Origin of the sequence: Micromonospora sp. A3M-1-15, from assembly GCF_024213425.1 — a bacterium.
Taxonomy (GTDB): Bacteria; Actinomycetota; Actinomycetes; order Mycobacteriales; family Micromonosporaceae; genus Micromonospora; species Micromonospora chersina.
Genome location: NZ_JANAVK010000006.1, coordinates 144,477 through 168,480, shown reverse-complemented (window position 1 = coordinate 168,480; position 24,004 = coordinate 144,477). Strand labels below are relative to the sequence as shown.

Here is a 24,004-nt window from a genome sequence, read left to right as displayed (position 1 = left end):
TGCGACAGCCTGGCGGGCGTCGTCAACAGGTCGCCGCCGGCCGGTTGTGGTATCAATGCCGGCCGAGGCTCAGGAGGGGAAGGGTGGACGCGTGGTGACCGACAGCGCCGAACAGTCCCGCGCCGACGCGACCCGCGCCCGGCTGCTCGAGGCGGCCGTCACCGCCTTCGCCGAGCGGGGCTTCCACGGCACGACCACCCGCGACATCGCGGCCGCGGCCGGGCTGAGCCCCGCCGCGCTCTACGTGCACCACAGGTCCAAGGAGGAGCTGCTCTACCTGATCTCGCGCTCGGGGCACGAGCACGTGCTGCGGCTGGTGCGGGAGGCGGTCGTCTCGTCCACCGACCCCGCCGCCGCGCTGCGGCGGGTGGTCCACGACTTCGTCGTGACCCACGCCCGGGACCACACCACCACCCGGGTGGTGAACTACGAGTTGGCCGCCCTCAGCCCCGCGCACCTCGCCGAGATCCGGGAGATCCGCCACCGCATCGAGCAGGCGATCCGGCAGCTCGTGGAGGCCGGCGTCACCGCCGGCGTCTTCGAGACCCCGGACCCGCGGATGGCGGCCGCCGCCCTGCTCTCCCTCGGCGTCGACGTGGGCCGGTGGTACCGGGACGGCGGCGACCTGGTCCCCGAGTACATCGCCGCCCGCTACGCCGAGATGGCGCTGCGCATCGTCGGCGCCCGCTGACCTCGGGCGCGACCGGGTCCGGTCAGCCCACCTTCGGTGCGGCGCGGGAGATGATCGCGGCGAAGTCGACACCGCTCGGCAGGGTGCCGAACGCCTGGCCGTGGTCGCCGCCGAGACGGGAGGCGCAGAACGCGTCCGCGACGGCCGGGTGGCCGTGCCGCACCAGCAGCGAGCCCTGCAGGACCAGGGCGAGCCGTTCGACGACCCGGCGGGCCCGCAGTTCCAGGTCGTCGCGGTCGGACAGGTCGGCCCGCAGCCGGCGTGCCGCGGCGTCGAGCCGCGGGTCGGCGCCGGCCGCGGCGCCCACCTCCGCCTGGAACGTCTCCATGACCTGGGGCTCCCTGGCGACCGCGCGCAGGACGTCCAGCGCGGCGACGTTGCCCGAGCCCTCCCAGATGGAGTTCAACGGCGATTCCCGGAACAGCCGCGGCATGCCCGACTCCTCGACGTAGCCGTTGCCGCCCAGGCATTCGAGGGCCTCGGCGGCGTGGGCCGGCCAGCGCTTGCACACCCAGTACTTGCCGACGGCGAGGGCGAGCCGCTTGAACGCCGTCTCGCCGGCGTCGCCGCGCGCGGACCGGTCCGTGGCTCCGGCGAGCCGCATCATGAGGACGGTGGCCGCCTCGGACTCGACCGCGAGGTCGGCGAGCACGTTGCGCATCAGCGGCTGGTCGACCAGGTACCGGCCGAAGGCCCCCCGGTGGGTGGCGTGGTGGACGGCGGTGATCACCCCCTGCCGCATCCCGGCCGCCGCGCCGATGACGCAGTCGAGGCGGGTCAGGTTGACCATGTCGATGATGGTCCGCACGCCACGGCCCTCGTCCCCGACGCGCCAGGCGACCGCGTGCTCGTACTCGATCTCGGCCGAGGCGTTGGACCGGTTCCCGAGCTTGTCCTTGAGGCGCATGAGCCGCATCGGGTTGCGCGTGCCGTCCGGCAGGACCCGCGGGACGAGGAAGCAGGTCAGCCCGCCCGGCGCCTGGGCGAGGGTGAGGAAGATGTCGCACATCGGCGCCGAGGTGAACCACTTGTGCCCGACGAGCCGGTAGGTGCCGTCCGGGTCGGGGTGCGCGACGGTGGAGTTGGCGCGCACGTCCGAGCCGCCCTGCTTCTCCGTCATCGACATGCCGGCCAGCAGGCCCCGCTTGGTCAGCGGCGCGCGCAGCCCGAAGTCGTACGCCGTCGCGGTGAGCAGCGGTTCGTACCGCGCGGCCAGGTCCGGGGCATGCCGCAGCGCGGGGACGGCCGCGTAGGTCATCGAGATCGGGCAGCCGTGGCCGGCGTCGGGACGCCAGGTGTAGAACTTGGCCGCCCGGGCCACGTGGGCGCCCGGCCGGTCGTCCGCCCACGGCGCGGCGTGCAGGCCGTGGGTGACCGCGGTACCCATCAGCTCGTGCCAGGCCGGGTGGAACTCCACCTCGTCGATCCGGTGGCCGTAGCGGTCGTGGGTGCGCAGGACCGGCGGGTGCTCGTTGGCCAGCCGCCCGTGCTCGATCGCCGGCGCGGCGCCGCCGAGCCGGCCGAGTTCGTGCAGCTCCGCGGCGGCCCAGCCGGCGTCCTCGCGGGCCAGCCCGTCGAGCAGTGCCGGGTCGTCCGCCGCGTCGTAGCCGGCCAGCGCGGGAACCTGGTTGACGACCTCGTGTGTGGTCACGGTGACACTCCCAGCGCGCGGTGGATGAACCTGATCAGGTCGGGGATGGTGCCCGGGCCGGCGACCCCGGCGGCCAGCGGGCCGACCATGGCCTCGGCCAGGGCGCCGACCAGCGCGGTCGCGGTCAGCTCGGGGTCCTGCGGGGGCAGCTCGCCGCTCGCCACGCCGGCCGCGACGTAGCCGGCGATCAGGTCGGCGTACGCGCGGCGGAAGGTGAGCCGCTCGGCGTCGACCGCCGGGTCGACCGGCTCGGCGAGCAGGGCGTACGCCAGCCGCGGGGAGCGCAGGGCGCGACCGGAGAACGTCTCGACGACGGCGGACACCTGCGCGGCGGCGGTGGCCCGCAGGGCGGCGGCGCGCGCGACGGCGTCCACCTCGCGCTGGGAGGCGGTGCGGAACACCTCGGCGAACAGGTGGGCCTTGGTGGGGAAGTGGCGGTAGACGCTGCCGGTGGCGACGCCGGCCCGCTCGGCGACGGCCGCGACCGAGCAGCCGGCGTAGCCGTGCGCGGCCATGATCGCCAGCGCGGCGGCGATGATCCGCTCGCGCGAGGCGCTCAGCCGAGCCTGCACGCGCTCGGTGCTCCGGTAGGCCACGCAAGAAGTGAACCACCGTTCAGTCCTTGCCGGCAAGGCCGCCCGGTTGCGTGCCGGGTGCCGGATTCACCGGCCGGATCGGTCACAGCTTGGACGCGGCCACCCGCGGTGATCTTGGTGTGCCTCCGCTGATCGGGTACCGTCCCCTGGCACATCGTCTTTGCACCACCCCTGGCTGCCTGTCACACCGGGGTCGATCGGAGGGACACTGCCGTGACTTTCTCCAGCGCGGTCCGCAGGGCTGGCGTCATCGTGGCGATCGCCGCCCTCGCGGCTACCGCGGGATGCGCCAAGAAGGACGAGGGCGAGACCCAGGCGAGCGGGGTCAAGCTCGTCGAGAAGGGCAAGCTCACCGTCTGCACCCACCTGCCGTACGCGCCGTTCCAGTCCAAGGACAGCGCCGGCAAGGTGGTCGGGTTCGACGTCGACGTGATGGACCTGGTCGCCAAGGACCTGGGCGTCGAGCAGAAGATCGTCGACACGCCGTTCGAGGGGATCAAGTCCGGTCAGGACCTGAACACCGGCAAGTGCGACGCGGCCGCCGCCGGCATGACCATCACCGAGGAACGGCAGAAGGTCATGAACTTCTCCGCTCCCTACTTCGACGCGACGCAGGCCCTGCTGGTCAAGACCGGCAAGGCGTACAAGTCGCTCGACGACCTCAAGGGCAAGAAGGTCGGCGTCCAGGCCGCGACCACCGGCCGCGACTACGCCAAGAAGTTCGAGAAGGAGAAGGGCCTCCAGCTCGTCGAGTTCGAGGACCTCGCCGCCGAGCAGCAGGCCCTGGCCAACGGCCAGATCGAGGCCGCGATCAACGACCTGCCGGTCTGGACCGAGTACATCAAGGAGCACCCGGGCGGGTTCGAGGTGACCGCCGAGTTCGACACCGGTGAGCAGTACGGCTTCTCGGTGAAGAAGGACGGCAACCCGGAGCTGCTCAAGAAGATCAACGAGGTGCTCGCCAAGGCGAAGCAGGACGGCACCTACGACACGATCTACGAGAAGTGGATCGGCAAGAAGCCGAACGCCTGAGCCACCCACCCGGCCGGAGGGCGCGCGCCCCGCGCGCGCCCTCCGCACCTGCCTAGGAGCGCCGAACCGTGAAGCTGCGACGCCGCCAACGGGAGCGGCTGTCCCTCTGGCTCCAGTACCTGGCCTTCGTGGCCGTCATCGCCGTGGTGATCCTCGCGGCGGACTGGGGCCGGCTGAGGGAAGCGTTCTTCCGCGTCGACATCATCGAGTCGATGTTCCCGACGATCATCACCGTCGCGCTGCGCAACACGATCCTCTACACGCTGGGCGCGTTCGCCTTCGGCCTCGTCTTCGGCACCGTCCTCGCGCTGATGCGGCTGTCCCGGGTCGCTCCCTACCGCTGGGTGGCCACGGCGTACATCGAGCTGTTCCGGGGTCTGCCCGCGCTGCTGGTGCTCTTCCTCGTCGGGTACGGCATCCCCATCGCCTTTCCCGAGCGCGAGATCCCGGGCGGCGTGTTCGGGTCGATCACCATCGGTCTCGGGCTGACCGCGGCGGCCTACATGGCCGAGACCATCCGGGCCGGCATCCAGGCCGTGCCGAAGGGGCAGATGGAGGCGGCGCGCACCCTCGGCATGTCGCACTTCACCGCGATGCGCACCATCGTCATCCCCCAGGCGTTCCGGATCGTGATCCCACCGCTCACCAACGAGCTGATCCTGCTCACCAAGGACTCGTCGCTGGCCTACGTGCTCGGCGTGACGGCGCAGACCATCGAGGTGACCAAGTTCGGCCGGGACACGCTCAACGACCGGGTGAACGCCACCCCGCTGCTGGTGGCCGGCCTCACCTACCTGATCATCACCCTGCCCCTGTCCCAGGTGGTACGCCGCCTCGAACTCCGCTACGCCAAGGCTCGGTGACCCCATGACGACCAGCCAGTCCCAGCCCGCCGTCGAGATCCGCGACCTGCACAAGTCCTTCGGCCCGCTCGAAGTGCTCAAGGGCATCGACTTCGAGGTCGGCCACGGCGAGGTGGTCTGCGTCATCGGACCGTCCGGGTCCGGCAAGTCGACGCTGCTGCGGTGCGTCAACCTGCTGGAGGAGCCGACCGCCGGAAAGATCTGGGTGAACGGCACCGAGATGACCGACCCGGACGTCGAGATCGACGCGGTACGCCGCGGCATCGGCATGGTCTTCCAGTCGTTCAACCTCTTCCCGCACCTGACCGTGCTGGACAACCTCACCGTCGCCCAGCGCCGGGTGCTCCGGCGCGGACGCGCCGAGGCCGAGCGGGTCGCGCGCGCCAACCTGGAACGCGTCGGCCTGAGCGACAAGGCTGCCGCCTTCCCGGCCCAGCTCTCCGGCGGGCAGCAGCAGCGGGCGGCCATCGCCCGCTCGCTGTCGATGGACCCCAAGCTCATGCTCTTCGACGAGCCGACCTCCGCGCTCGACCCCGAGCTGGTCGGCGACGTCCTCACCGTCATGCGCAAGCTCGCCGAGGACGGCATGACCATGATGGTGGTGACCCACGAGATGGCGTTCGCCCGCGACGTCGCCGACCGGGTCGTGTTCATGGACGGTGGGGTGGTGGTCGAGCAGGGGCCACCGCAGGAGGTGCTGGGCGCGCCGCGGCACGAGCGGACCCGCTCGTTCCTCTCCCGGGTCCTCGACCCGACCCACGTCGCGCAGCTCGGTCGGCCCGACGAGACCGCCGAGCCGCCCGCGGCGCCGGCGCTGCCGGCCGACGACCGCCACCAGCTGTGACCGCCGCGGCGGTGTCGTAACTCCGGTCTAGGCTCGACCGCATGGCAGATCCGTTCCGGGTGCGCGTCACCGTCCGCGGCTACGAGCTGGACACGCAGGGCCACCTGAACCAGGCCGTCTACCTCCAGTACGGCGAGCACGCCCGGTGGGAGTGCCTGCGCGCCGCCGGCATCGCACAGGACCGGCTCCTCGCCGGCGGGGTGGGGCCGGTGGCCCTGGAGGTCACCGTGCGCTACCTGCGGGAGCTGCGCGGCGGCGACGAGGTGGACGTGTCCTGCGAGTTCCGCTGGGGCGAGGGGAAGACCTTCCAGATCGTGCAGGAGCTCACCCTGCCGGACGGCACCCAGGCCGCCACGATCACCGGGGTGGGCGGCCTGCTGGACCTGGCCTCCCGGCGGCTGGTGCCCGACCCGCGCGTGCGGTTCCGCCAGCTGGCCACCGACCCCGCGCCCATGAACCTCTGAGCCGCTAACGGCCGGCGCGCAGGTAGGCGAGCACGGCCAGCACCCGGCGGTTGGTGTCCTCGGCCGGCGGCAGGTCCAGCTTCGTGAGGATGTTCCCGACGTGCTTGCCGACCGCCGCCTCGGTGACGTGCAGCCGCGCGGCGATCGCCCCGTTGGAGTGGCCCTCGGCGACCAGCGCGAGCACCTCCCGCTCCCGGGGTGACAGGGCCGCGAGGGGATCCCGGGGGCGGCGCAGCAGGTGCCGCACCACGTCGGGGTCGACCGCGGTGCCGCCGGCCGCCACCCGGCGCAGGGTGTCGGCGAACTCGGCGACGTCGGCGACCCGGTCCTTCAGCAGGTAGCCGACCCGTCGGCCGTCGCCGCTGTCGAGCAGCGCGGCCGCGTACCCGCTCTGCACGTGCTGGCTGAGCACCACCACGGCCAGGTCGGGCCGTTCCGCGCGCAGCGTGACCGCCGCGCGGAGCCCGTCGTCGCGGTGCTCGGGCGGCATCCGGATGTCGGTCACCAGCAGCTCCGGCCGGTGGGTGCGGGCCGCGTCGAGCAGGGCGGGCGCCGTGCCGACGGCGGCGACGACGGCGAAGCCGAACCGGGTCAGCAGGCCGACGAGGCCCTCCCGCAGGAGGACCTCGTCCTCGGCGAGCACGACCCGGGTCACGGGCGGCACGGCAACTCCACCCGGACGAGGGTAGGGCCACCGGGCGGGCTGGCCAGCAGCAACCGCCCGTCCACCGCGGCGACCCGGTCGGCGAGCCCGGTCAACCCGGTGCCCCGGGCCGGGTCGGCGCCGCCCCGGCCGTCGTCCGCCACCTCCACGACCAGGCGGCGGTCGGAGGGGGTGAGGCGTACCTCGGCGCGGCTTGCCCCGGCGTGCCGGGCGACGTTGCCCAGCGCCTCGGACACCACGTACCAGGCGGTGGTCTCGACCAGCTCCGGCACCGGCCGGGTGAGCTCGGCGCGCACGGTGACCGGGACGGTGGCCTGGGCGGCCAGCTCGCGCACGGCCCCGGCCAGGCCGAGTTCGGTGAGCTGCTGCGGGCGGATGCCCTGCACGATCCCGCGGAGCGTGACCATCAGCTCCTTGGCCTGCTCGTGGGCGACGGCCAGGGGCTTCGCGGCGGGGGAGTCCGCGGGCACGTCGAGCCGGGCCAGCCCCAGCTGGAGGGTGAGGCTGGTCAGCCGCGGCTGGGCCCCGTCGTGCACGTCCCGCTCGATCCGGCGGCGTTCCGCCTCGTACGCGCCGACCAGGCGGGCGCGGGAGCGGGTGACCTCGCGCAGCGCCGTCCCGTCCGGCGGGGCGCCGAGCAGCCGGCGGGCCACCGCGGCCTGCCCCGCGACGAGCACGCCGGCCAGGTAGCCCAGTCCCGGCACGGCGAGCAGCCCCGCGACGGCGTACGGGACCGCCGCGCCCGGGGTGTCCACGGTGGTCCAGACCAGCACGATCCGGTCGGCGCCGCCGGCCAGCCAGGGGCCCGCGACCAGCACGACGTCGAGCAGGGCGAGCAGGGCGAACATCGCGTACGCCAGCGGCACGACACCGCCCAGCCAGGCCGCGTACGCCACCTCCCGCCAGCCGTCGGCCGTGGTGTACCGGGCGGCCAGCCCCCGTACCCGGGGACCGGGCAGTGGTCGCCCGTCGACCACGCCGAGCCGCCACCGCTCGACCACGGCCAGCGGGGCGCTCGCGAGTGGAGCGACGGCCAGCGCGGCCAGGGCGACGACGGTGAGGCCGACGACGACGGGCAGGGCCACGGGGCGGTCCTGCCGCGCCGCGCTGACCACCGCGAGCAGCGGCGCCCCGACCACGGACAACCCGACCGCGAGGACGCCGGCGAACGGCACGGTGGTGACGGCGTAGGCCAGCGCACGCCAGGGCCACGCGGAGATCAGGTAGCGGCGCCGGCGCAGGGCCTCCGCCAGGTGGCGGGGTTCGTCCAAGGTCATGTCGTCACGCTAGCCAGGCCGTTCCGGGCAGCCCAGCCGTCTGGACCCCCTCCCCGGGTATGCCTGGCCCTACCCCGTTCCGGCCCGTCACGCCCCGTGCGCCGGCCGTTCCCGCACGCTGGACTGGGCAGATGGATCGTGACCGTCTCGGCGCCGCCTGCTGGCTGCTCGCCGCACCCCTGTTCCTGGCCGCGAACGTCGTCGTCGGGCTGGCCTGGCGACAGCCCCCGTTCAGCTGGGCCACCCACAACATCAGCGACCTCGGCAACGTGACCTGCGGCCTGTGGGACAGCACGCGCCCACGCCCGGTCTGCTCGCCCTGGCACGACGCCATGAACGGGGCGATGACCGCCACCGCGGCCCTGCTCGCACTGGGGGTGCTGCTCACCTGGCCGGGGCTCGGTCGCGGCGTGGCCGCCACCGCGGCGCGGCTGCTCACGCTCGCCGCCGCCGCCGGGTACGCGCTGGCCGCCGCCGCACCGGCGGACGTGGACGAGAACCGGCACTTCCTGGCCGCGCTGCTGATCTTCGTGCCGGGCAACCTCGGGATGCTGGCGGCGGCGCTGGCCGGGCGGTCGCCGGTGCTGGGCGGGATGCGGGCCGCGAGCCTGCTCCTCGGGTCGACCGGGGTGGCCGGCGTCCTGCTCTTTGTCGGGCAGGTCGACGTGGGCATCGGGGTCGGCGGGATGGAGCGGGTGGCGGTGTTCCCGCTGCTGCTGTGGACGGTGCTGGTGGGGGCGCGGGTGGTCCGGGCGGGGCGGGCCCGCCGCCTATCCTGAGCGGGTGGAAATGGAGTTCACCGGCGAGGTGTGGTTCTGGCGGGGACCGGCGCCGTGGCACTTCGTCACCGTCCCCGACGAGCTCTGCGCCGAGCTGGAGGCGGCCTCGGCGTCGGTGACCTACGGCTGGGGCATGATCCCGGTGACCGCGCGGATCGGGGCCACGGGCTGGCAGACGTCGCTCTGGCCCAGGGACGGGCGCTACGTCGTGCCACTGAAGACGGCGGTGCGCAGGGCCGAGGGGATCGCGCTGGGTGACCGGGTGGACGTCCACCTGAGCGTCGCGCGGTGACCGGTCGACGGGAGCGGGAGCGGATGGATCTGGCGGAGGCGGCGAAGCTGCTCGCCGGGGCGCGGCGGCTGGTGGTCTTCACCGGCGCCGGCATGTCGGCCGAGAGCGGCATCGCCACCTTCCGGGACGCCGGCACCGGACTGTGGGCGCGGTTCGACCCGCGGACCCTCGCCACCCCGGAGGCGTTCCGTGCCGACCCCGCGCTGGTCTGGGGCTGGTACGAGTGGCGGCGGGCCGCCGTCCGGCGCGCCGAACCGAACCCGGGGCACCGGGCCGTGGCCGCCCTGGCGGCCCGCGTCCCGGAGACGGTGGTGGTCACCCAGAACGTCGACGACCTGCACGAGCGTGCCGGCTGCGCCGCGCCGGTCCACCTGCACGGCAGCCTGTTCGCGCCGCGCTGTTCGGCCTGCGCCGAGCCGGCGCCCGTGCCCGACGGCACGGCGGAGCCGGGGGAGGGCGGGCGGCTGGCACCGCCCCCCTGCGGGCGCTGTGCCGCCCCGGTGCGACCCGGGGTGGTGTGGTTCGGCGAGGCGCTGCCCGAGCGGGCCCTCGAGGCCGCCGTCGAGGCGGCGTACCGCTGCGACGTGCTGCTCACCGTCGGCACGTCCGGGCTGGTGTATCCCGCCGCCGAGATCCCGCAGGTCGCGGCCCGCCGGGGCGGGACCGTGATCCAGGTCAACCCGGAGGAGACACCGCTGGACGCGGTGTGCGAGCTGAACCTGCACGGACCGGCGGCCGTGGTGCTGCCGGCCCTCGTGCGGGCCGCGTGGGGTGACGCCGCAGGGGTGTGACCGAGGGCCGGGCCAATCACCGGAATCCACGCACCGCTTGCGCCGCGCCCGCCTACCGTCGGCGGAGGCGACCGGTCGGTCGGGTGAACGGGGGCGACGAACGTGGGGCGGGACGGGGAACGGCGGCGTCCGGCGTGGCCGCGGCCGCCCGGTCCGGCGCCGGCCGGGCGCCGGGTGACCCCGTTCGAGATCTTCTTCGACCTGGTCTTCGTCTTCGCGCTCACCCGGATCATGGCGCTGATCGGGCCGGAGGCCACCCCGACGACCATGGGGCAGGGGCTGATCCTGCTCGTGCTGCTCTGGTTCGCCTGGTCCTCGTACACCTGGTTGGGCAACCAGACGCGGGCCGAGGTCGGGGTGGTGCGCGGCGGGTTCCTGGCCGCGATGGCGGCGCTGTTCGTGGCCGCGCTGGCCATGCCGGAGGCGTGGACGCCGGGGCCGGGACTGGACGGCCCGCTGCTCGTCGCGCTCGCCTACGTGCTGCTGCGCGCCATCCACCTGGCGCTCTACCACTGGGCGGCGGCCGGTGTGCCCGGGCTGCGGGCGCGGATCCGGTTCTTCGCGGCGGTCAGCGTCGCCGGCTGGGTGCCGCTGCTGCTCGGCGCGCTGCTGAGCGGGGCGGCGCACGCGGCGCTGTGGGTGGCGGCGTTCGTCATCGAGATCGGCGGGCAACGCCTGTCGTACGCGCGGCGCGGCACCTGGCCGCTGCGCAGCGCGAGCCACTTCACCGAGCGGCACGGCCTGGTCCTGATCATCGCGCTGGGGGAGTCGGTCGTCGCCGCCGGGGTCGGCGCCGCGTCGGCGGTGACCGCGCCGCCGGTTCTCGGCGTGGCGCTGGTCGGCTTCGCGGTCACCGTCTGCCTCTGGTGGCTGTACTTCGACCGGGTCGCGCCCGCCGCCGCCCGCGTCCTCGCCGCCGCCACCGGGGACCGGCGGGACCGCATCGCCGCGGACGCCTACAGCCAGACCCACCTGCTGCTGATCACCGCGGTCATCTACCTGGCGCTCGGCATCGAGCAGGTGCTCGCGCACGTGGCCGGCGCGCACGGCGGCGCCGGGCACGCCGGGGGCGCCGCCCTGAGCTGGTCCGCCTCGGTCGCCCTGTACGGCGGCGCCGCGCTCTACCTGGGCGGACGGCTGCTGTTCCTCCGGCTCACCGGGCAGCCGGTCCCGCCGGCCCAGCCGGCCGTGGCCGTCCTGACCCTGCTACTGCTACCGCTCGGGGTGCTGCTGCCGCCCGCCGCGGCCCTCGGCGTGCTCGCGCTGCTCCTGCTCGCCGCCGTCGCCGCCGAGCGGCTGCGTGGAGGGCACCACCTCCACGAGCCGTCGGGGAGGGGCGGCGTCAGCCCGCCAGCTCGTCGAGGAAGGCGAGCGTGACCGCGGCGAACAGCGGCGAGGTGAAGATGCTGTAGTGGGTGAGCCCGGGCAGGATCGCCAGAGCGTGCCCGCCCTTGGGTCGGCCCTCGTTCCCCCAGCCGCCGTCGCGCAGGCCGCCGTCGAGCAGCCGGAACACCTCCACGTAGTGGCTCGGCGGCGCCATGTCGGCGTCGGCCGCGACGATCAGCGTGGGCACCCGCAGGTCGCTGACCTCCTCGGTCAGGTCGAAGTCCTCCGCCATGAGCGCGCCGATCTTGTCGAGCAGCCGGGGGAAGTCCTCCGGGCGCGGCGCCACCCGCTGGTAGAGCTGGTACATCGGGGTGTCCTTCATGAACTCCGCGGCGGCCCCGGTCACCTGGCCCTGCTGCGCCCGCATCTCCGGGTAGACGGCGTCCGACCGCACGTGCGCGGACGCCGCGACGAGCCGGCCGAGCTTGTCCGGGTGGGCCACCGCGGCGCGTAGCGCCACGCCGCCGCCCAGGGAGTAGCCCACCAGGTGCGGCCGGTCCAGCCCGAGGTGATCGATGAGCGCGGCGATGTCGTCGGCCATCGTGCGCAGGTCGAGCGGGCGGTCGACGTCGGCGGTGCGGCCGTGACCCTGGAGGTCGACGGCGATGACCTGGTGCCGCGCGGCCAGCGCGGGCAGCACGGGCCCGAACATCTCGCCCGACCCCAGCCCGCCGTGCAGCAGGATCAGCGGGTGCCCGGCGCCGTGCGTCTCGTAGTAGAGGTTGATGCCGTTGACCTCGGCGTATCGGCCGGTGCCCTCGACGTCCGTGGTCCAGTCAGTGGCGGTCACGCTGACGCTCCTCCCGTGCGCGTTCGGCGGTGGCGACGTGGCCCCGACGGCGCGGCCGCGAGGTCACGGACTGCGGCCCCACCCTACGCAGACGGTGGCGTCGCCCGCTGCCCGCCGCGCCGGGTCAGGAGAAGTGCGTCCGCGGCCGGGGGAGGCGTTCCCCGTCCACGACCAGGTCGACCTTCTCGTTGTAGAAGGCGACCAGCCCGGCGATCGGCAGCAGGGCGGCGGTGGGGAAGTCGTACGACCAGGCCAGGTCCGGGTGGAGCCGGTCGCCGGCGCGCACCGACCAGTAGCCGCTGGTGCGGCCCTTGTACGGGCAGGCGGTCCGGGTCCGTGACGGCACCAGGTGCCGGAAGCGCACGCCGGTGCGGCTCAGGTAGTAGCGGGTCGGCAGGCCGGTCTCGAAGACCAGCACCGGCGAGGTCGACTCGGCCAGCACCGTCCCGTCCAGCTCCACCCGGACGTGGCGGGTGGAGCGCAGCGCGTCCACCCGGGCGTACGGGTTGCGTGGATGGACGAAGACCTCCTCGTCCTCCTCGAACCAGGCGTCCAGCGCGGCCCAGTCGAACCGGATGGTGTCGGCCAGCCCGGGCGGCGCGCCGGCGCCGTACCACCGGGCGCAGGCGGCCCGGGCGAACTCGCCGACCCGCAGCCCGTGCAGCCGCGCGACGCCGAGCGCGGTCTCCTCGGTTCGTCCCTCGTCGACCAGCAGGTCCTGCCTGACGTCGGCGGCGGGGACGTAGTACTGCGGGTAGGGCGGCCACTCCCAGACGTACCGCGCCCGGCCCGTGTCCAGCACCGTCTCACCGGCCAGGAAGGCGCGGATCCGGCGGGGCGCCGGCTCGATCCGGCCGACCTCGGCGGCCGGCCGCGGGTGGTCGGGCACGGTGTCTCCTTCCGCTGGGGACGTGCGGCGGATGGTTCAACGATCCGATGTGACCTGGGGCACCTTCGCCCCGGTGGGGAATGAGATCGGCCGCGGGGGATTTGCTGCCAGGTGTGACCACTGCGCAGTCCTCACCCGCCCCGACCGTCGAGACACCCGGTGACCTGATGAGCCGCGGGCAGCAGCTGCGCCTCGTGCTGGTCCTCGGTTCGCTGATCGCGATCGGGCCGCTGACCATCGACATGTACCTGCCCGCGCTGCCGGCCATCACCGCCGACCTGGAGACCACCTCGGCGGCCGTGCAGCTCACCCTCACCGGCACCCTGGCCGGGCTCGCCCTCGGCCAGCTGCTGATCGGCCCGCTCTCCGATGCCGTCGGCCGGCGCCTGCCGCTGCTCGCCGGGATCGCGCTGCACATCGTGGCCTCGCTGCTCTGCGTGGTCGCCCCGACCGTCCAGGTGGTCGGCGTGCTCCGGGTGCTCCAGGGGCTGGGCGTCGCGGCCACCTCGGTGGTCGCCATGGCCGTCGTCCGCGACCTGTTCAGCGGCGCCGCGTTCGCCCGGCTCTTCTCCCGGCTCATGCTCGTGATGGGCGCCGCACCGATCCTGGCGCCCACCCTCGGCTCCGGGCTGCTGCGCTGGTCGGACTGGCGGGGCGTGTTCGTGGCCCTCGCCGTCTTCGGGCTCCTGCTCGTCGTGGTCGCGGCGGTCGGACTCCGGGAGACCCTGCCGGCGGAGCGCCGCCGCCACGGCGGCGTCGCCGCCGTCGGCCGCGACTACCGCGCGCTGCTGCGGGACCGGACGTTCGTCGGGCTCGTGTTCGTCGCCGGGCTCGCCATGGCGGCGCTCTTCGCGTACGTGGCCGGGTCGTCGTTCGTCTTCCAGCAGCGGTACGGGCTGGACGAGCAGCAGTTCGGGCTGGCCTTCGGCGCCGGTGCGGTCGGCCTCATCACCGCCACCCAGCTCAACGTGCGGCTGCTGCGCCGGTACACCCCGCAGCGGATCCTGGTCACCGCGCTCGCCGTCGGCACCGCTGCCGGGCTGGTGCTGCTGAGCTTCGCCGCCACCGGCGTCGGCGGCCTGGCTGCCGTGCTGGCCTCGCTCTGGGTGGTGCTCGCCGCGGCCGGGCTCGCCATGCCGAACGCGCCGGCCCTGGCGCTGTCGCGGCACGGGGAGGCGGCCGGCACCGCCGCCGCGCTGCTGGGCGCCGTCCAGTTCGGTGTGGGCGCGCTCGCCGCGCCGCTTGTCGGCGTGCTCGGCACCGGCAGCGTGGCGATGGCCGCCGTGGTCGCCGGCGGCATGGCGGTGGCCCTGGTCGTGCTGCTCACCGTGGTCCGGCCGGCGCGGCTGGCGGAGGTCGAGCCGGTCGCGGTCGCCGTCGCCGCACACTGACCGGCGCCACCGGCCCGCGGTTTCCGGCTCGCGGGGCGGATCGGCGGATAGGGTCGGGAACCGTGCGGACCAAGCAGGAGCTGGGGGCGGCCATCCGGGGCGGGCGGCGGGCGGCGCTTGTCGTCAACGCCCACTCCCGCCGGGGCCGCCGGCTCTACGAGACCGTCCACTCCCGACTGCGCGCGGCCGGCTTCACGCTGCTCGGCGCGTACCCCGTCGACCGGCCCGGCGAGCTGGACCGGGTGCTCGCCGAGGCCGCCGGTCTCGGGCCGGACCTCCTGGTCGCCGGTGGCGGCGACGGCACCATCGGCACGGCCGCCCGGCTGCTCGCCCACCGGGACATGGCGCTGGGCCTGCTGCCGCTGGGCACCACCAACAACTTCGCCCGCACCGTCGGCGTCCCGCTCGACCTCGACGCCGCCGTGGGGCTGCTCACCGACGGCAAGGTCATCGACGTCGACCTGGGGCTGGTGGGCGACACCCGGTTCACCAACCACGTCGGGATCGGGCTGTCGGCCGACATCATGCTGACCGCGCCGCCGCGGCTGAAGCGGGTGGTCGGCCGGCTCGCGTACCCGCTGACCGCGCTGGGGCTGCTGGCCCGGCACCGGCCGCTGCGGGTCACGGTGCGCGCCGAGGGGCGGGAGCACGCCTTCGACACCCACCAGGTGTACGTGGCCAACGGCGGTTTCCACGCCGGCCGCCCGATCACCGCCGACGCCAACGCCGACGACCGGCTGCTGGTCGCGTACCCGGTCGGCGGGCCGACCCGGCGCGGCCTGCTGCGCGAGACGGCGCGCAACGCGGCGGCCGGCCACCGCCGCACCCTGGGCGACAAGCCGTTCCTGGCCGTCCGCCAGCTCTGGCTGGAGACCGACCGGCCCGCGCGGATCGAGGTCGACGGCGAACCCTACGGGCAGACGCCGGTGCGCATCGGCCTGGACCCGAACGCGTTGCGCGTGATGGCGGCGGCGGACAGCCCGGACCGCTGAGCGGTCAGTCCCGGCGGTCCTCGTCCGGGGTCGGGATCTCCTGGTTCTGCTCCAGGGCGTCCGCCGGCGTGAGGTCGTCGCGCACCGCGTCGGCCAGGCCCGTGCGGTCGCTGGGCGGGACCAGCACGCCCTGCTCGGCCAGGTCCGCCTCGGTCGCCTCGGGCACCGCGTCCGAGATGGTGTCCGGCGGGCCGACCACCGTCTCGTCCTGCCGCTGCTCCTGCGCGTCGGCCTCCGGCGGCCGGCGCAGCGGTTCCTCGTCGCCGACGCTCATCGCCCGCCGCCCGTCACTGGCTGCGCTGCACGAAGGGCGCGGTCTGGTCGGCCACCTCGCCGTACTCCGCCGGGAGTTGGGCGACGACGTCCGCGTAGCCGGCCGGGTCGACGGCGTCGCGGAGCACGTCGAAGACGGCCGTCACGCCGTCCTTGGCCCGGTCCACGTCGATGTCGGCGCGCCCGCTCACCCGCTCCACGAAGACGTCGAGCCCGAACCGCTCGCTGGTCTCGCTGCCGCCGAACGCGTACGCCCGCAGCGCCTCCGGGAGCCGGTCGGCCAGATCCCGGGCCTCCCCGCCGTCGATACGCTCCGCCAGCGTGGTCAACGTGGCCCGCGTGACGGCGGTGGCCTGCTCCGACGACATCCCGCAGCGTTTCGCCACCGAGCCGATGAACTCGTCCTGGTCCACCTCGACGCCTCCCTCTCGGCTGGAGAAAGGCGTGTTCCCGCGCTCCGCCGCCGCAAACGAGCGACCCGCAATCCGGGAGGCGGTGGAGGGGCGGCCACTGGACCGGCTGGTCCAGCGGTCAGCGCCCTCGCCTGGCGAGGGGAAGCGGCAGGGGCGATCGGCCATCGGGTGCGCCGAACCTGATTCGTTCCATTGCGTCGATCACCAGATGGATCAGATCGTCGTAGGCGGTGGTGTAAGCGAACAGGCCCGGGTGCACGCCCCGTGACGGATCGAAGCGAAGGGTGTACAGAATGATCAAAGGCTTTTTGCCCCGCGCCGGCATTAGGTCTGCCAGATCGAATCCGGCCTGCGGCGCTCCCGGGCGGGCCATGTCTGTGATGACCAGGTCGAACTGCCCATCGTTGAGTTCCGCCAAGGCGGCGTCGGTCGAGCGCACTGTGCGTACCGTCAGACGGGCCTGCCTGAAGAGGTCCACGAGGGACGCATTGTCGGCGGGCTCGTCGTCGACCCAGAGGATCCGACCGCCGTCGAGGAACAGGGCGGCATGTTCCAGCCGGGTGGCCACCGCGCGACGTTCGGCGCGGGACGGAACGTCGCCGCCGGCCCGTCCGTCCTGGCTTTCGCCCGCTCGCTCAACCAGGTCGAGCGCCACCTCAAAAGTGAAGGTCCCGAACGGCATGGCGGCCGAACGCAACCGAGCGAGCTGCTCCTTTATGGGCCGGCGCAGGACGAAGAACACGGTCGCGGCGAAGACCACCCACAGCAGGCCGGGCATCGTCTTGATGAGCGTCGTCAGGACTGGCTCGGACATGATGGTCCTTCCGTGCGCGGCGAACATTCGCCGTACGACCATCAATAGACCAAGCTCGGGTTGGATGCAGCCGCGACACGGATCTCCCGGTCGATTGATTTCGACAATTCCCGAAAGCGGGCTGAATCGTGGCACTGGGCCGGGCAATCCCTGCCAGTCCGTCCGGTGGACGGGCGGCGGAACGGCGCAGCGCCACCAGGGCCGCCACGCGGGCCGGCAACGGGCAGCCGCGGCCGGGGCAACGGTCAGCGGTAGACGTGCACCGGGGTGCCGACTCGGATGGTGGTCCACAGCCGGTTCATCGCCGGGACGGGCACGCGGACGCAGCCGTGGCTGGCCGGATAGGTGGGCACGGAGGTCGCGCCGTGCACCGCGTAGCCGCGGTGGAAGTAGTTCGGCCGCCACAGCAGGCCCAGGTCGCTCTGCCGCCAGCCGTCGATGCGCCGCCCCACCGTCCAGTCGCCGGTCGGTGTGGGGGTGCTGGCCCTGCCGCTGGAGGCGTCGAGGATGCGGACCACCACCCCGCGCCTGGCCAGGTAGAGCACCTGCCGGGTGAGGTCGGCCTCCACCGAGTAGCCGGGGTGGGTGTACCTCGGCCTCGGGACGACCGGCCGGTCGAGCGCCGCCCGCGTGCGCGGCCCCACGATGCCGTCCCGGACCAGCCCGTTGACTTTCTGGAAGGCGACCACCGCGTGGTGCGTCGACGGCCCGAAGATTCCGTCGACCCCGCCCACGTCGTAGCGCAGGGCGGTGAGCCGTGCCTGCAGCGCCCTGACCGCCGCGCCCCGGGAGCCCTGCCGCAGCATCGGCTGGACGGTGGTGGCGAGCGTGACGGCGGCGCCGGAGGCCGCGACGGGAGCGGCCGAAACGGGAGCGGCCGCGACGGGAGCTGCCGAGGCGGGGGCGGCCGGTACGGCCAGGCCGGCGACGAGGAGGGCCGTCCCGAGCGCGGCGTGCGCGGCGGGGCGGCGGTGGCGGATGACGTGTGGTGAGACGGGACGCATCGTCCCTCCCTTCCGAGGTCCTAGCCGGACGCTAGTTCGGAAAGCGGAGAGAGGTGCCTCTTCGTCCGGTTTCCACCCGGTCAGGCCACCCGGGGCGCGGGCAGGGCCGGCAGGACCACGCGCCGGGCCGTGCCCGACACGTCGCCGGTGCGCTCCACGGACGGCTCCAGGACCGGGGCGGTGCTCCCGTCGGCGACCGTCCCGGCATCGTCCGCGTCGTCCCCGCCGGCGGCGATCCGGACGGCGGTCAGCAGCGCGAGGAGCCGGTCCACGTCGTCGGCGGGCATCCGGAACGAGCCGCGGCACAGCGTGCCGTTCCACAGCGACAGCACCACGGCGCCGCGGTCGGGGTGGTAGCTGACCCGCAGCGTCCGGTCCTCGCCGCGCAGGTCGGTGAACAGGTCCCCGAAACTGGGCATCGGTCGCACCTCTCCCATCCACCCAGGATGCCCGGTCGGCGGGCCGGCCGGAAGGGCTCGCCGCGCCGGGCCCTCCGAACCGGGGGTAGCGTGACCTTGGAACGCGAAGCACAGGGAGGCCCCGCCGATGCAGACGACGACCGTGGACGTGCCGACCGACGACGGCGTGGCGGACGCCCTCCTCGTCCGACCCGACGGGGACGGGCCCTTCCCGGCGGTCCTGGTCTTCATGGACGCGTTCGGGCTGCGCCCGCGGATGGCCGAGATGGCCGAGACGATCGCCGCGCGCGAATACGTCGTGCTGGTGCCGAACCTCTTCCACCGCTTCGGCCGCGCCCCGCTGGTCGACCTCTCCGGCCTGAGCGACGAGAACCGGCGCGGCGAGCTGTTCGGGAAGCTCTCCCCGATGATCGGCTCGCTGACCCCGGACGTGATCGCCCGGGACGCTGACGCCTACCTGGACTTCCTCGCCGCGCAGCCGGGCGTCGCGCCTGGCCCGGTGGTGATCACCGGCTACTGCATGGGCGGCACGAATGCGCTGCGGGCCATCGAGGCGCACCCGGACCGGATCGCCGCGGCGGCCGCCTTCCACGCCGGTCGGGTGGTCACCGACGCGCCGGACAGCCCGCACCTGGGCGTCGGCGCGGTCCGCGGCGAGCTGTACTTCGGCCACGCCGACCACGACCCGTCGATGACCGCCGAGCAGATCGCCACCCTGGAGAAGGCGCTCGACGCGGCCGGCGTCACATACCGCTCGGAGGTCTACACCGGTGCCCGCCACGGCTACACCCAGGCGGACACCCCGATGTATGACGAGCGGGCCACCGAGCGGCACTGGGCCGCCCTGTTCGACCTGCTCGACCGCACCTTCCGGCGCTGACCCCGTCCCGGGCGTCGGCGGGGTGGCGGCCGACGGCCAGAATGGCGCCGTGGAAACCGATCTGTTGCCGATGATCGCCGCCGAGCGGCGCCGGACAGCCGACCTGATCGACTCGCTCACTCCGGCGCAACTGGACACTCCGAGCCTCTGCGGCTCGTGGACGGTGCGGGAGGTCGCCGGGCACCTGGTGTCGCCACTTGTCGGGTCACCGTGGGTGCTCCTGTCGCTGGTGGTGCGCGCCGGTTTCCGGCTGCACGTGGCCAACGCGCGGCTGGCTCAGCAGGTGGCCCGGCGACCCGCCGCCGAGCTGGCCGCCGCCCTGCGCGAACACGCGGAGCACCGGTTCCGGCCGCCCGTGGTCGGATACTTCGGCCAGCTCACCGACCTCCAGGTGCACGGGCTCGACATCCGCCGGCCGCTCGGCCTCCCCGCCGACCTGGACCCCGACCGGGTGCGCACCTCGCTGGACTTCCTGGCCGGCGGCCGGGCGGTCGGCTTCGTCGACCGGCGCCGGGTGGCCGGGCTGCGGTTCGAGGCCACCGACCTGGGCTGGGCGTCCGGGGCCGGGCCGGTGGTGCGGGGCACCGGCGAGGCGATGCTGCTGACGCTGACCGGTCGCCGGGTCGTCCTGCCGGAACTGGAGGGCGACGGCGTCACGGTGCTGGCCGGCCGCTGGGCCGGCTGACGCCGCGCAGAGCCGGCCGGCAGAGCATGCGCGCCGCAACCCGGACGATTCACCCGCGCCGCGCCGGGTAAGCGCCGCCATGGCCGACGACCGCCCCGACACCGTCCGCTCGCCCCTGGACCGGGCCACCGAGCGGACCGGGCGGGCGCTGACCCACGCCCGCGCCGAGGGGGGTGCGGCCGGCCGGCTGCGGCTGCGCCAACTGGAGGTCACCGTGGTGGTCGCCGTCCAGTCCGGGCTCGCCGCCGCGCTCGCCGCGCTGCTCGCCCAGCGCCTGCTCGGCCCCGGCGCGCACGTCTTCGCGCCGGCCGCCGCGGTCGGCACCATCGCCACCGCCATCGGCCAGCGGGCCCGGCGTACCTTCGAACTGCTGGTCGGGGTGGGGCTCGGCATCGTGGTCGGCGACGTGCTGCGCGCCCTGCTCGGCTCCGGGTCCTGGCAGACCGGCCTCGTGGTCACCCTGGCCATCGCGACCGCGCTGCTGGTCGCCGGGCGCGGCGGCGCCCTGGTCGGCCAGGCCGGCGGCACCGCCGTGCTGATCGCCACCCTCGCCCCGGTCGAGCCCGGCCTGGAGCTGCCCCGGATCTTCGACGCGCTGGTCGGCGGTCTGGTCGGCCTCCTCGTGGTGGCGCTGCTGCTGCCGGTCAACCCGCTGCGGGTGCTGGACCGGGCGACCGAGCCGATCGTCACCACGCTCACCACCGAGCTGGACGCCGTCGCCCGCGCGCTGACCACCCGGGACGCCGACGCGGCGGTCCGGTCCCTGGAGCGGATGCGCGGGCTCGACGCCGACGTGGGGCGGCTCAACGAGGCGCTCAGCGGGGCCGAGGAGGTGGTCACCCTCGCGCCGGTCCGCTGGCGCCGCCGTGCCCAGTTCCACCGGTACGCCGCCGCCGCGCAACACCTGGAGCGGGTGATCCTGTACGCCCGCTCGGTGGCCCGCCGCTCCGCCACCGCCCTCCAGTACGGCGAGCCGATCCCGCCGACGCTGGCCGACGCCGTGACCCGCCTCGGTGCGGCCGTCCGCGTGATGCGCCGGGAGTGCCGAAACGGCGAGGACCTGGCCGGCACCCGACGGCTGGTCCAGGAGAGCGCCGAGCTGGCGGGGCGGGCCTGGGCGCACGGGGTGCGTTCCTTCGGCGACGGCGTGATCACCGACCTGCGGACGGCGGACAGCGAGCTGCTGCGCGCCACCGGGTGCGACCCGGACGACGCCAACCGCATGGTGCGCCGGGCGGCCGGCGCGGGCGAGGCGGAACGACGCCCGCCGCTGCGGGCGCAGATGCACCGGACGGTCCGGCGCACCCCGCGGTCCCGGCGGCGCACCTGGGTGGCCCGGCGCGCCCGCGGCCGTCCCGACCCGTACCGCCCGCCGACCCGCACGCCTCGCCCGGCCTGACCCGGGCGGCCGGCGCGGACGCCCGCCCGCCTGACCCCGGCGGCGCCGGCGACGAACCGGAGCCACGGGCCGGGAACTGGCCCCTCCCACGGTCGGGCCGGCTGGCTAGCGTCGGGCCATGAGCATCGACCGCGCAGAGCTGTCCCGGCGGTTCGCCGCGCTGACCACCGCCCACGTCGCCGACGCCTGCCTGCGGGCCGCCGTCCCGGTGCGCTGCGCCCCGGCCGGCGTACGGCCGGTGCTGGCCGGCGGGCGGCTGGCCGGCCGGGTGCTGCCGGCCCGGCACGTCGGCAGCGTCGACATCTTCCTGGAGGCCATCGACCGGGCCGCACCCGGCGACGTGCTGGTGGTGGACAACGACGGGCGCACCGACGAGGCGTGCGTCGGCGACCTGGTGGTGCTGGAGGCGCGGGCCGCCGGCCTGGCCGGCCTCGTGGTGTGGGGGCTGCACCGGGACACCGGCGACATCCGGTCGGTGGGGCTGCCGGTGTTCAGCCTGGGCGCCACCCCCACCGGGCCGCAGCGGCTGGACGCGCGGCCGGCCGAGGCGCTGGCCTCGGCGCGTGTGGGCCGGTGGACGGTCGACCACGGCGACGTGGCCCTGGCCGACGAGGACGGGGTGCTCTTCGTGCCGGCCGGCCGGGTCGGCGAGCTGTTCGACCTGGCCGAGTCCATCCGGGACACCGAGCGGCGGCAGGCCGACCGGATCCGGGCCGGTGAGCCGCTGCGGGCACAGGTCGGGTTCGGGGCGTACCTGGCGGGCCGGGCCGAGAACCCGGCGCTGACGTTCCGGGAGCACCTGCGCGCGGTGGGCGGCGCCATCGAGGAGTGAGGTCGGCCGGCGCTCAGGCGCCGCGGGCCCACAGGGCCAGCCGGACCCGGTTCGGGCTGCTGGTCTTGGTCATGAGGCTGGTGATGTGGGTCTTGACCGTGGTGACGCCGATGTGCAGCCGGTCGGCGATCTCGGTGTTGGACAGGCCCTCGGCCACCAGGTCCAGCACGTCCCGCTCGCGCGTGGTGAGGCCGTTCGCCGGTCGGGGCGCCCCGGCGCGCGCGTGCACCGCCCGCTGCACCAGCCGCCGCAGCACCTCCGGGCTGAACGGGCTGTCCCCGGCGGCCGCCCGGCGTACGCCGTCGAGCAGGTCGGCGGGGGGTGCGTCCTTGAGCAGGAACCCGCAGGCGCCGGCGGTCAGCGCGGGGTAGAGGTGGTCGTCGTCGCCGAACGTGGTGAGCACCAGCACCCGGGTGGCGGGACGGTCGGCGAGGATCCGGCTGGTCGCCGTGATCCCGTCGACGCCGGGCATCCGCAGGTCCATGACGACCACGTCGGGCCGCAGCCGCGCGGCGAGGGTGATCGCCTCCCGGCCGTTGTCGGCCTCGCCGACCACCTCCAGGTCGGGCTGGGCGTCGCAGAGCATGCGCAGGCCGGCGCGGATGAGGTGCTGGTCGTCGACCAGCAGGACGCGGATCATGCCGGCTCCGGCGCGTGCGGGCCGGCCGGGCGCGGGCGGGGCGCCGCCGGTTCCGGCGTCGGGGCGGGGGAGTTGGGCGTTCCCGCCACGCCCCCGGTCGGCAGGACCGTGCGGACCCGCCAGCCGGCGGCGGTCGGGCCGGCCTCCAGCCGCCCGCCGAGGACCTCGACCCGCTCCCGCATCCCGGTGAGGCCGTGGCCGCCGCCGACCGGCACCGCGGCCGGGACCGAACCCCGGCCGTCGTCCGAGACCTCCCAGTGCACGGCGCCGTCGACCACCGCCACGGCCAGCCGGGCCCGGGCGGCGGTGCCGGCGTGCTTGGCCACGTTGGTCAGTGCCTCCTGGGTCAGCCGCAGCACCGCCTGGCCCCGCACCGCGTCCAGCGTCCCGACCGCCGGGTCGACGTCGGCCTCCACGGTGATGCCGGCCTGGCGGGCGCGGTCCACCGCCGCGTCGAGCGCCGCCGGGAGCGCCGCCGGCTCGATAGCGGTCAGCGCGGCGTCGCCGCGTACCCCGTCGGGGTCGCGCAGCACCGCGACGAGGCGGCGCAGGTCGTTCAGGGCGGCCGTGCCGGTGCCGTGCACGTCGTCGAAGACCTCGCTCACCCGCGGATCCAGGTCCGCCAGCACGTGCCGGGCCACCCCGACCCGCAGCACCATCGACGCGACGTGGTGCGCGACGACGTCGTGCAGCTCGCGGGCGATGGCGCTGCGCTCGCCGGCGCGGGCGGCGCGGCTCTCCGACTCCCGCCGGCGCTGCTCCGCGGCGGCCCGCTCCTCGGCCTGCCGGGCCAGCTCCCGGGTGGTTCGGATGACCAGGCCGAGCAGCAGCGGCAGGCCGACCTCCACGGTCAGGCCGAAGACACCGGAGAGCACCCGCCGGGCGGGATCGCCGATCGAGTCGGTCAGGTCGACCGCGGCCAGCAGGCCGGCGGCCAGCCAGATGGTCCGGGGCCGTCCGGCCCACATGGTCAGCTCCAGCAGGGCCCAGCTGGCTCCGACCTGGTTGATCGTCGTGTCCTCGACCAGCGGGAAGGCGACCGCCAGGAGCGCGGCCTGCGCCACCAGGTTCACCAGCGGCCGGCGGTGACACGCCAGGGCGGTGCCGAACGCGACCAGGGCCAGCACCCACTGCGTGGTCGTCGGGGCGTGTTGGCCCCCGCCGAAGACCAGGTAGCCGAGGCCGCTGAGGTCCAGCAGCAGCATCCGCGCGAGCGTGTCGCGTGCGTCGAACAGGCGTCCCACCCAGCCCAC

The 24,004-nt window shown here is 74.9% G+C and carries 28 protein-coding genes; 15 read left to right on the top strand and 13 right to left on the bottom strand.

Translation table 11 applies throughout. The annotated features are described in order from the left end of the window. Positions 1-91 precede the first annotated feature (91 nt). Positions 92-691 carry a TetR family transcriptional regulator gene (locus NLX85_RS27160; protein ID WP_254339809.1) on the top strand — a complete coding sequence of 200 codons (600 nt, stop codon included), beginning with the start codon at positions 92-94 and terminating at the stop codon, positions 689-691. Between the two features lie 22 nt (positions 692-713). Here the strand turns inward: NLX85_RS27160 and NLX85_RS27155 are convergent, their stop codons facing one another. Both NLX85_RS27155 and NLX85_RS27150 read right to left on the bottom strand, forming a co-directional pair. After that, the gene (locus NLX85_RS27155; RefSeq protein ID WP_254339807.1) at positions 714-2,342 is read right to left on the bottom strand and encodes an acyl-CoA dehydrogenase family protein; all 1,629 of its coding nucleotides are present in this window, start codon (positions 2,340-2,342) and stop codon (positions 714-716) included. Beyond that, positions 2,339-2,938, bottom strand: coding sequence for a TetR/AcrR family transcriptional regulator (locus NLX85_RS27150; RefSeq protein ID WP_254339806.1), 600 nt, complete (start codon positions 2,936-2,938; stop codon positions 2,339-2,341). Before NLX85_RS27150 ends, NLX85_RS27155 begins: the two co-directional genes overlap by 4 nt. 213 nt (positions 2,939-3,151) lie before the next feature. Here NLX85_RS27150 and NLX85_RS27145 point away from each other — a divergent pair, with 213 nt between their 5' ends. The 4 genes from NLX85_RS27145 (at position 3,152) to NLX85_RS27130 (ending at position 6,141) form a co-directional block, all read left to right on the top strand. Then, complete coding sequence (locus NLX85_RS27145; protein ID WP_254339805.1) at positions 3,152-3,970, top strand: basic amino acid ABC transporter substrate-binding protein; 819 nt, start codon at positions 3,152-3,154, stop codon at positions 3,968-3,970. Positions 3,971-4,038: 68 nt separating this feature from the next. Further along, positions 4,039-4,833, top strand: coding sequence for an amino acid ABC transporter permease (locus NLX85_RS27140; protein ID WP_148425599.1), 795 nt, complete (start codon positions 4,039-4,041; stop codon positions 4,831-4,833). A 4-nt stretch (positions 4,834-4,837) separates the two neighbouring features. Then, the gene (locus tag NLX85_RS27135; protein ID WP_254339804.1) at positions 4,838-5,677 is read left to right on the top strand and encodes an amino acid ABC transporter ATP-binding protein; all 840 of its coding nucleotides are present in this window, start codon (positions 4,838-4,840) and stop codon (positions 5,675-5,677) included. A 41-nt stretch (positions 5,678-5,718) separates the two neighbouring features. Further along, complete coding sequence (locus NLX85_RS27130) at positions 5,719-6,141, top strand: thioesterase family protein (RefSeq protein WP_254339803.1); 423 nt, start codon at positions 5,719-5,721, stop codon at positions 6,139-6,141. Positions 6,142-6,145: 4 nt separating this feature from the next. On the opposite strand, the gene NLX85_RS27125 is transcribed toward NLX85_RS27130, so the two are convergent. Next, a complete protein-coding gene (locus tag NLX85_RS27125) occupies positions 6,146-6,805 on the bottom strand; it encodes a response regulator transcription factor (protein ID WP_254339802.1) in 660 nt (219 codons plus the stop codon). Beyond that, the gene (locus tag NLX85_RS27120) at positions 6,793-8,082 is read right to left on the bottom strand and encodes a histidine kinase (protein WP_254339801.1); all 1,290 of its coding nucleotides are present in this window, start codon (positions 8,080-8,082) and stop codon (positions 6,793-6,795) included. The genes NLX85_RS27125 and NLX85_RS27120 overlap by 13 nt, the downstream gene beginning before the upstream one ends. Positions 8,083-8,213: 131 nt before the next feature. Here NLX85_RS27120 and NLX85_RS27115 point away from each other — a divergent pair, with 131 nt between their 5' ends. The 4 genes from NLX85_RS27115 (at position 8,214) to NLX85_RS27100 (ending at position 11,321) form a co-directional block, all read left to right on the top strand. Beyond that, positions 8,214-8,861, top strand: a complete 648-nt coding sequence (locus tag NLX85_RS27115; RefSeq protein ID WP_254339799.1) for a DUF998 domain-containing protein — start codon at positions 8,214-8,216, stop codon at positions 8,859-8,861. A gap of 10 nt (positions 8,862-8,871) precedes the next feature. Beyond that, positions 8,872-9,153, top strand: coding sequence for a DUF1905 domain-containing protein (locus tag NLX85_RS27110; protein WP_254340311.1), 282 nt, complete (start codon positions 8,872-8,874; stop codon positions 9,151-9,153). A gap of 23 nt (positions 9,154-9,176) precedes the next feature. Next, on the top strand, positions 9,177-9,944 hold the full coding sequence (locus tag NLX85_RS27105; protein ID WP_254340309.1) for an NAD-dependent deacylase: 768 nt from the start codon (positions 9,177-9,179) through the stop codon (positions 9,942-9,944). Positions 9,945-10,118: 174 nt separating this feature from the next. Next, entirely contained in the window at positions 10,119-11,321 is a 1,203-nt protein-coding gene (locus tag NLX85_RS27100; protein ID WP_254339797.1) for a low temperature requirement protein A, read from the top strand. Here the strand turns inward: NLX85_RS27100 and NLX85_RS27095 are convergent. Next, on the bottom strand, positions 11,287-12,057 hold the full coding sequence (locus NLX85_RS27095; protein ID WP_254340307.1) for an alpha/beta fold hydrolase: 771 nt from the start codon (positions 12,055-12,057) through the stop codon (positions 11,287-11,289). The two genes, NLX85_RS27100 and NLX85_RS27095, sit on opposite strands and share 35 nt — an antisense overlap. 187 nt (positions 12,058-12,244) lie before the next feature. After that, complete coding sequence (locus NLX85_RS27090; RefSeq protein WP_254339795.1) at positions 12,245-13,009, bottom strand: DUF427 domain-containing protein; 765 nt, start codon at positions 13,007-13,009, stop codon at positions 12,245-12,247. Between the two features lie 167 nt (positions 13,010-13,176). Between NLX85_RS27090 and NLX85_RS27085 the strand changes: the two genes are divergently transcribed. Next, a complete protein-coding gene (locus tag NLX85_RS27085; RefSeq protein WP_254340305.1) occupies positions 13,177-14,400 on the top strand; it encodes a multidrug effflux MFS transporter in 1,224 nt (407 codons plus the stop codon). Positions 14,401-14,462: 62 nt separating this feature from the next. After that, entirely contained in the window at positions 14,463-15,392 is a 930-nt protein-coding gene (locus tag NLX85_RS27080; RefSeq protein ID WP_254339793.1) for a diacylglycerol kinase family protein, read from the top strand. A gap of 4 nt (positions 15,393-15,396) precedes the next feature. Here the strand turns inward: NLX85_RS27080 and NLX85_RS27075 are convergent, their stop codons facing one another. The 5 genes from NLX85_RS27075 to NLX85_RS27055 form a co-directional block, all read right to left on the bottom strand. Next, positions 15,397-15,666, bottom strand: coding sequence for a hypothetical protein (locus NLX85_RS27075; protein ID WP_254339790.1), 270 nt, complete (start codon positions 15,664-15,666; stop codon positions 15,397-15,399). A 13-nt stretch (positions 15,667-15,679) separates the two neighbouring features. Further along, positions 15,680-16,078, bottom strand: coding sequence for a DUF2267 domain-containing protein (locus tag NLX85_RS27070; RefSeq protein ID WP_254339788.1), 399 nt, complete (start codon positions 16,076-16,078; stop codon positions 15,680-15,682). Between the two features lie 118 nt (positions 16,079-16,196). Continuing rightward, on the bottom strand, positions 16,197-16,892 hold the full coding sequence (locus NLX85_RS27065; RefSeq protein ID WP_254339786.1) for a response regulator: 696 nt from the start codon (positions 16,890-16,892) through the stop codon (positions 16,197-16,199). Between the two features lie 245 nt (positions 16,893-17,137). Beyond that, a complete protein-coding gene (locus tag NLX85_RS27060) occupies positions 17,138-17,896 on the bottom strand; it encodes a L,D-transpeptidase family protein (protein WP_254339784.1) in 759 nt (252 codons plus the stop codon). Positions 17,897-17,976: 80 nt separating this feature from the next. After that, positions 17,977-18,315 carry a hypothetical protein gene (locus tag NLX85_RS27055; RefSeq protein WP_254339782.1) on the bottom strand — a complete coding sequence of 113 codons (339 nt, stop codon included), beginning with the start codon at positions 18,313-18,315 and terminating at the stop codon, positions 17,977-17,979. Between the two features lie 127 nt (positions 18,316-18,442). On the opposite strand from NLX85_RS27055, the gene NLX85_RS27050 reads away from it, so the two are divergent. The 4 genes from NLX85_RS27050 to NLX85_RS27035 all read left to right on the top strand — a co-directional run bounded on the left by NLX85_RS27050 (position 18,443) and on the right by NLX85_RS27035 (position 22,111). Continuing rightward, positions 18,443-19,195, top strand: coding sequence for a dienelactone hydrolase family protein (locus NLX85_RS27050; RefSeq protein ID WP_254339780.1), 753 nt, complete (start codon positions 18,443-18,445; stop codon positions 19,193-19,195). A gap of 49 nt (positions 19,196-19,244) precedes the next feature. Then, positions 19,245-19,880: a maleylpyruvate isomerase family mycothiol-dependent enzyme gene (locus NLX85_RS27045; RefSeq protein ID WP_254339778.1), complete on the top strand. Its 636-nt coding sequence runs from the start codon at positions 19,245-19,247 to the stop codon at positions 19,878-19,880. Between the two features lie 79 nt (positions 19,881-19,959). Next, the gene (locus NLX85_RS27040; RefSeq protein WP_254339776.1) at positions 19,960-21,279 is read left to right on the top strand and encodes an FUSC family protein; all 1,320 of its coding nucleotides are present in this window, start codon (positions 19,960-19,962) and stop codon (positions 21,277-21,279) included. A 118-nt stretch (positions 21,280-21,397) separates the two neighbouring features. Next, positions 21,398-22,111, top strand: coding sequence for an RraA family protein (locus tag NLX85_RS27035; protein WP_254339768.1), 714 nt, complete (start codon positions 21,398-21,400; stop codon positions 22,109-22,111). Positions 22,112-22,124: 13 nt separating this feature from the next. Here NLX85_RS27035 and NLX85_RS27030 read toward each other — a convergent pair whose 3' ends face one another. Together NLX85_RS27030 and NLX85_RS27025 are read right to left on the bottom strand one after the other, a co-directional pair. Next, entirely contained in the window at positions 22,125-22,751 is a 627-nt protein-coding gene (locus NLX85_RS27030) for a response regulator transcription factor (RefSeq protein ID WP_254339766.1), read from the bottom strand. Next, on the bottom strand, positions 22,748-24,004 hold the full coding sequence (locus NLX85_RS27025) for a sensor histidine kinase (RefSeq protein WP_254339764.1): 1,257 nt from the start codon (positions 24,002-24,004) through the stop codon (positions 22,748-22,750). Before NLX85_RS27025 ends, NLX85_RS27030 begins: the two co-directional genes overlap by 4 nt.

What these genes read in the sequence shown, in the direction of transcription:
- NLX85_RS27135 (WP_254339804.1), top strand. Translation starts at nt 4,838, where the DNA reads ATGACGACCAGCCAGTCCCAGCCCGCCGTCGAGATCCGCGACCTGCAC.
- NLX85_RS27130 (WP_254339803.1), top strand. Translation starts at nt 5,719, where the DNA reads ATGGCAGATCCGTTCCGGGTGCGCGTCACCGTCCGCGGCTACGAGCTG.
- NLX85_RS27120 (WP_254339801.1), bottom strand. Translation starts at nt 8,082, where the DNA reads ATGACCTTGGACGAACCCCGCCACCTGGCGGAGGCCCTGCGCCGGCGC.
- NLX85_RS27115 (WP_254339799.1), top strand. Translation starts at nt 8,214, where the DNA reads ATGGATCGTGACCGTCTCGGCGCCGCCTGCTGGCTGCTCGCCGCACCC.
- NLX85_RS27110 (WP_254340311.1), top strand. Translation starts at nt 8,872, where the DNA reads ATGGAGTTCACCGGCGAGGTGTGGTTCTGGCGGGGACCGGCGCCGTGG.
- NLX85_RS27105 (WP_254340309.1), top strand. Translation starts at nt 9,177, where the DNA reads ATGGATCTGGCGGAGGCGGCGAAGCTGCTCGCCGGGGCGCGGCGGCTG.
- NLX85_RS27085 (WP_254340305.1), top strand. Translation starts at nt 13,177, where the DNA reads ATGAGCCGCGGGCAGCAGCTGCGCCTCGTGCTGGTCCTCGGTTCGCTG.
- NLX85_RS27075 (WP_254339790.1), bottom strand. Translation starts at nt 15,666, where the DNA reads ATGAGCGTCGGCGACGAGGAACCGCTGCGCCGGCCGCCGGAGGCCGAC.
- NLX85_RS27065 (WP_254339786.1), bottom strand. Translation starts at nt 16,892, where the DNA reads ATGTCCGAGCCAGTCCTGACGACGCTCATCAAGACGATGCCCGGCCTG.
- NLX85_RS27060 (WP_254339784.1), bottom strand. Translation starts at nt 17,896, where the DNA reads ATGCGTCCCGTCTCACCACACGTCATCCGCCACCGCCGCCCCGCCGCG.
- NLX85_RS27055 (WP_254339782.1), bottom strand. Translation starts at nt 18,315, where the DNA reads ATGCCCAGTTTCGGGGACCTGTTCACCGACCTGCGCGGCGAGGACCGG.
- NLX85_RS27050 (WP_254339780.1), top strand. Translation starts at nt 18,443, where the DNA reads ATGCAGACGACGACCGTGGACGTGCCGACCGACGACGGCGTGGCGGAC.
- NLX85_RS27040 (WP_254339776.1), top strand. Translation starts at nt 19,960, where the DNA reads ATGGCCGACGACCGCCCCGACACCGTCCGCTCGCCCCTGGACCGGGCC.
- NLX85_RS27035 (WP_254339768.1), top strand. Translation starts at nt 21,398, where the DNA reads ATGAGCATCGACCGCGCAGAGCTGTCCCGGCGGTTCGCCGCGCTGACC.
- NLX85_RS27030 (WP_254339766.1), bottom strand. Translation starts at nt 22,751, where the DNA reads ATGATCCGCGTCCTGCTGGTCGACGACCAGCACCTCATCCGCGCCGGC.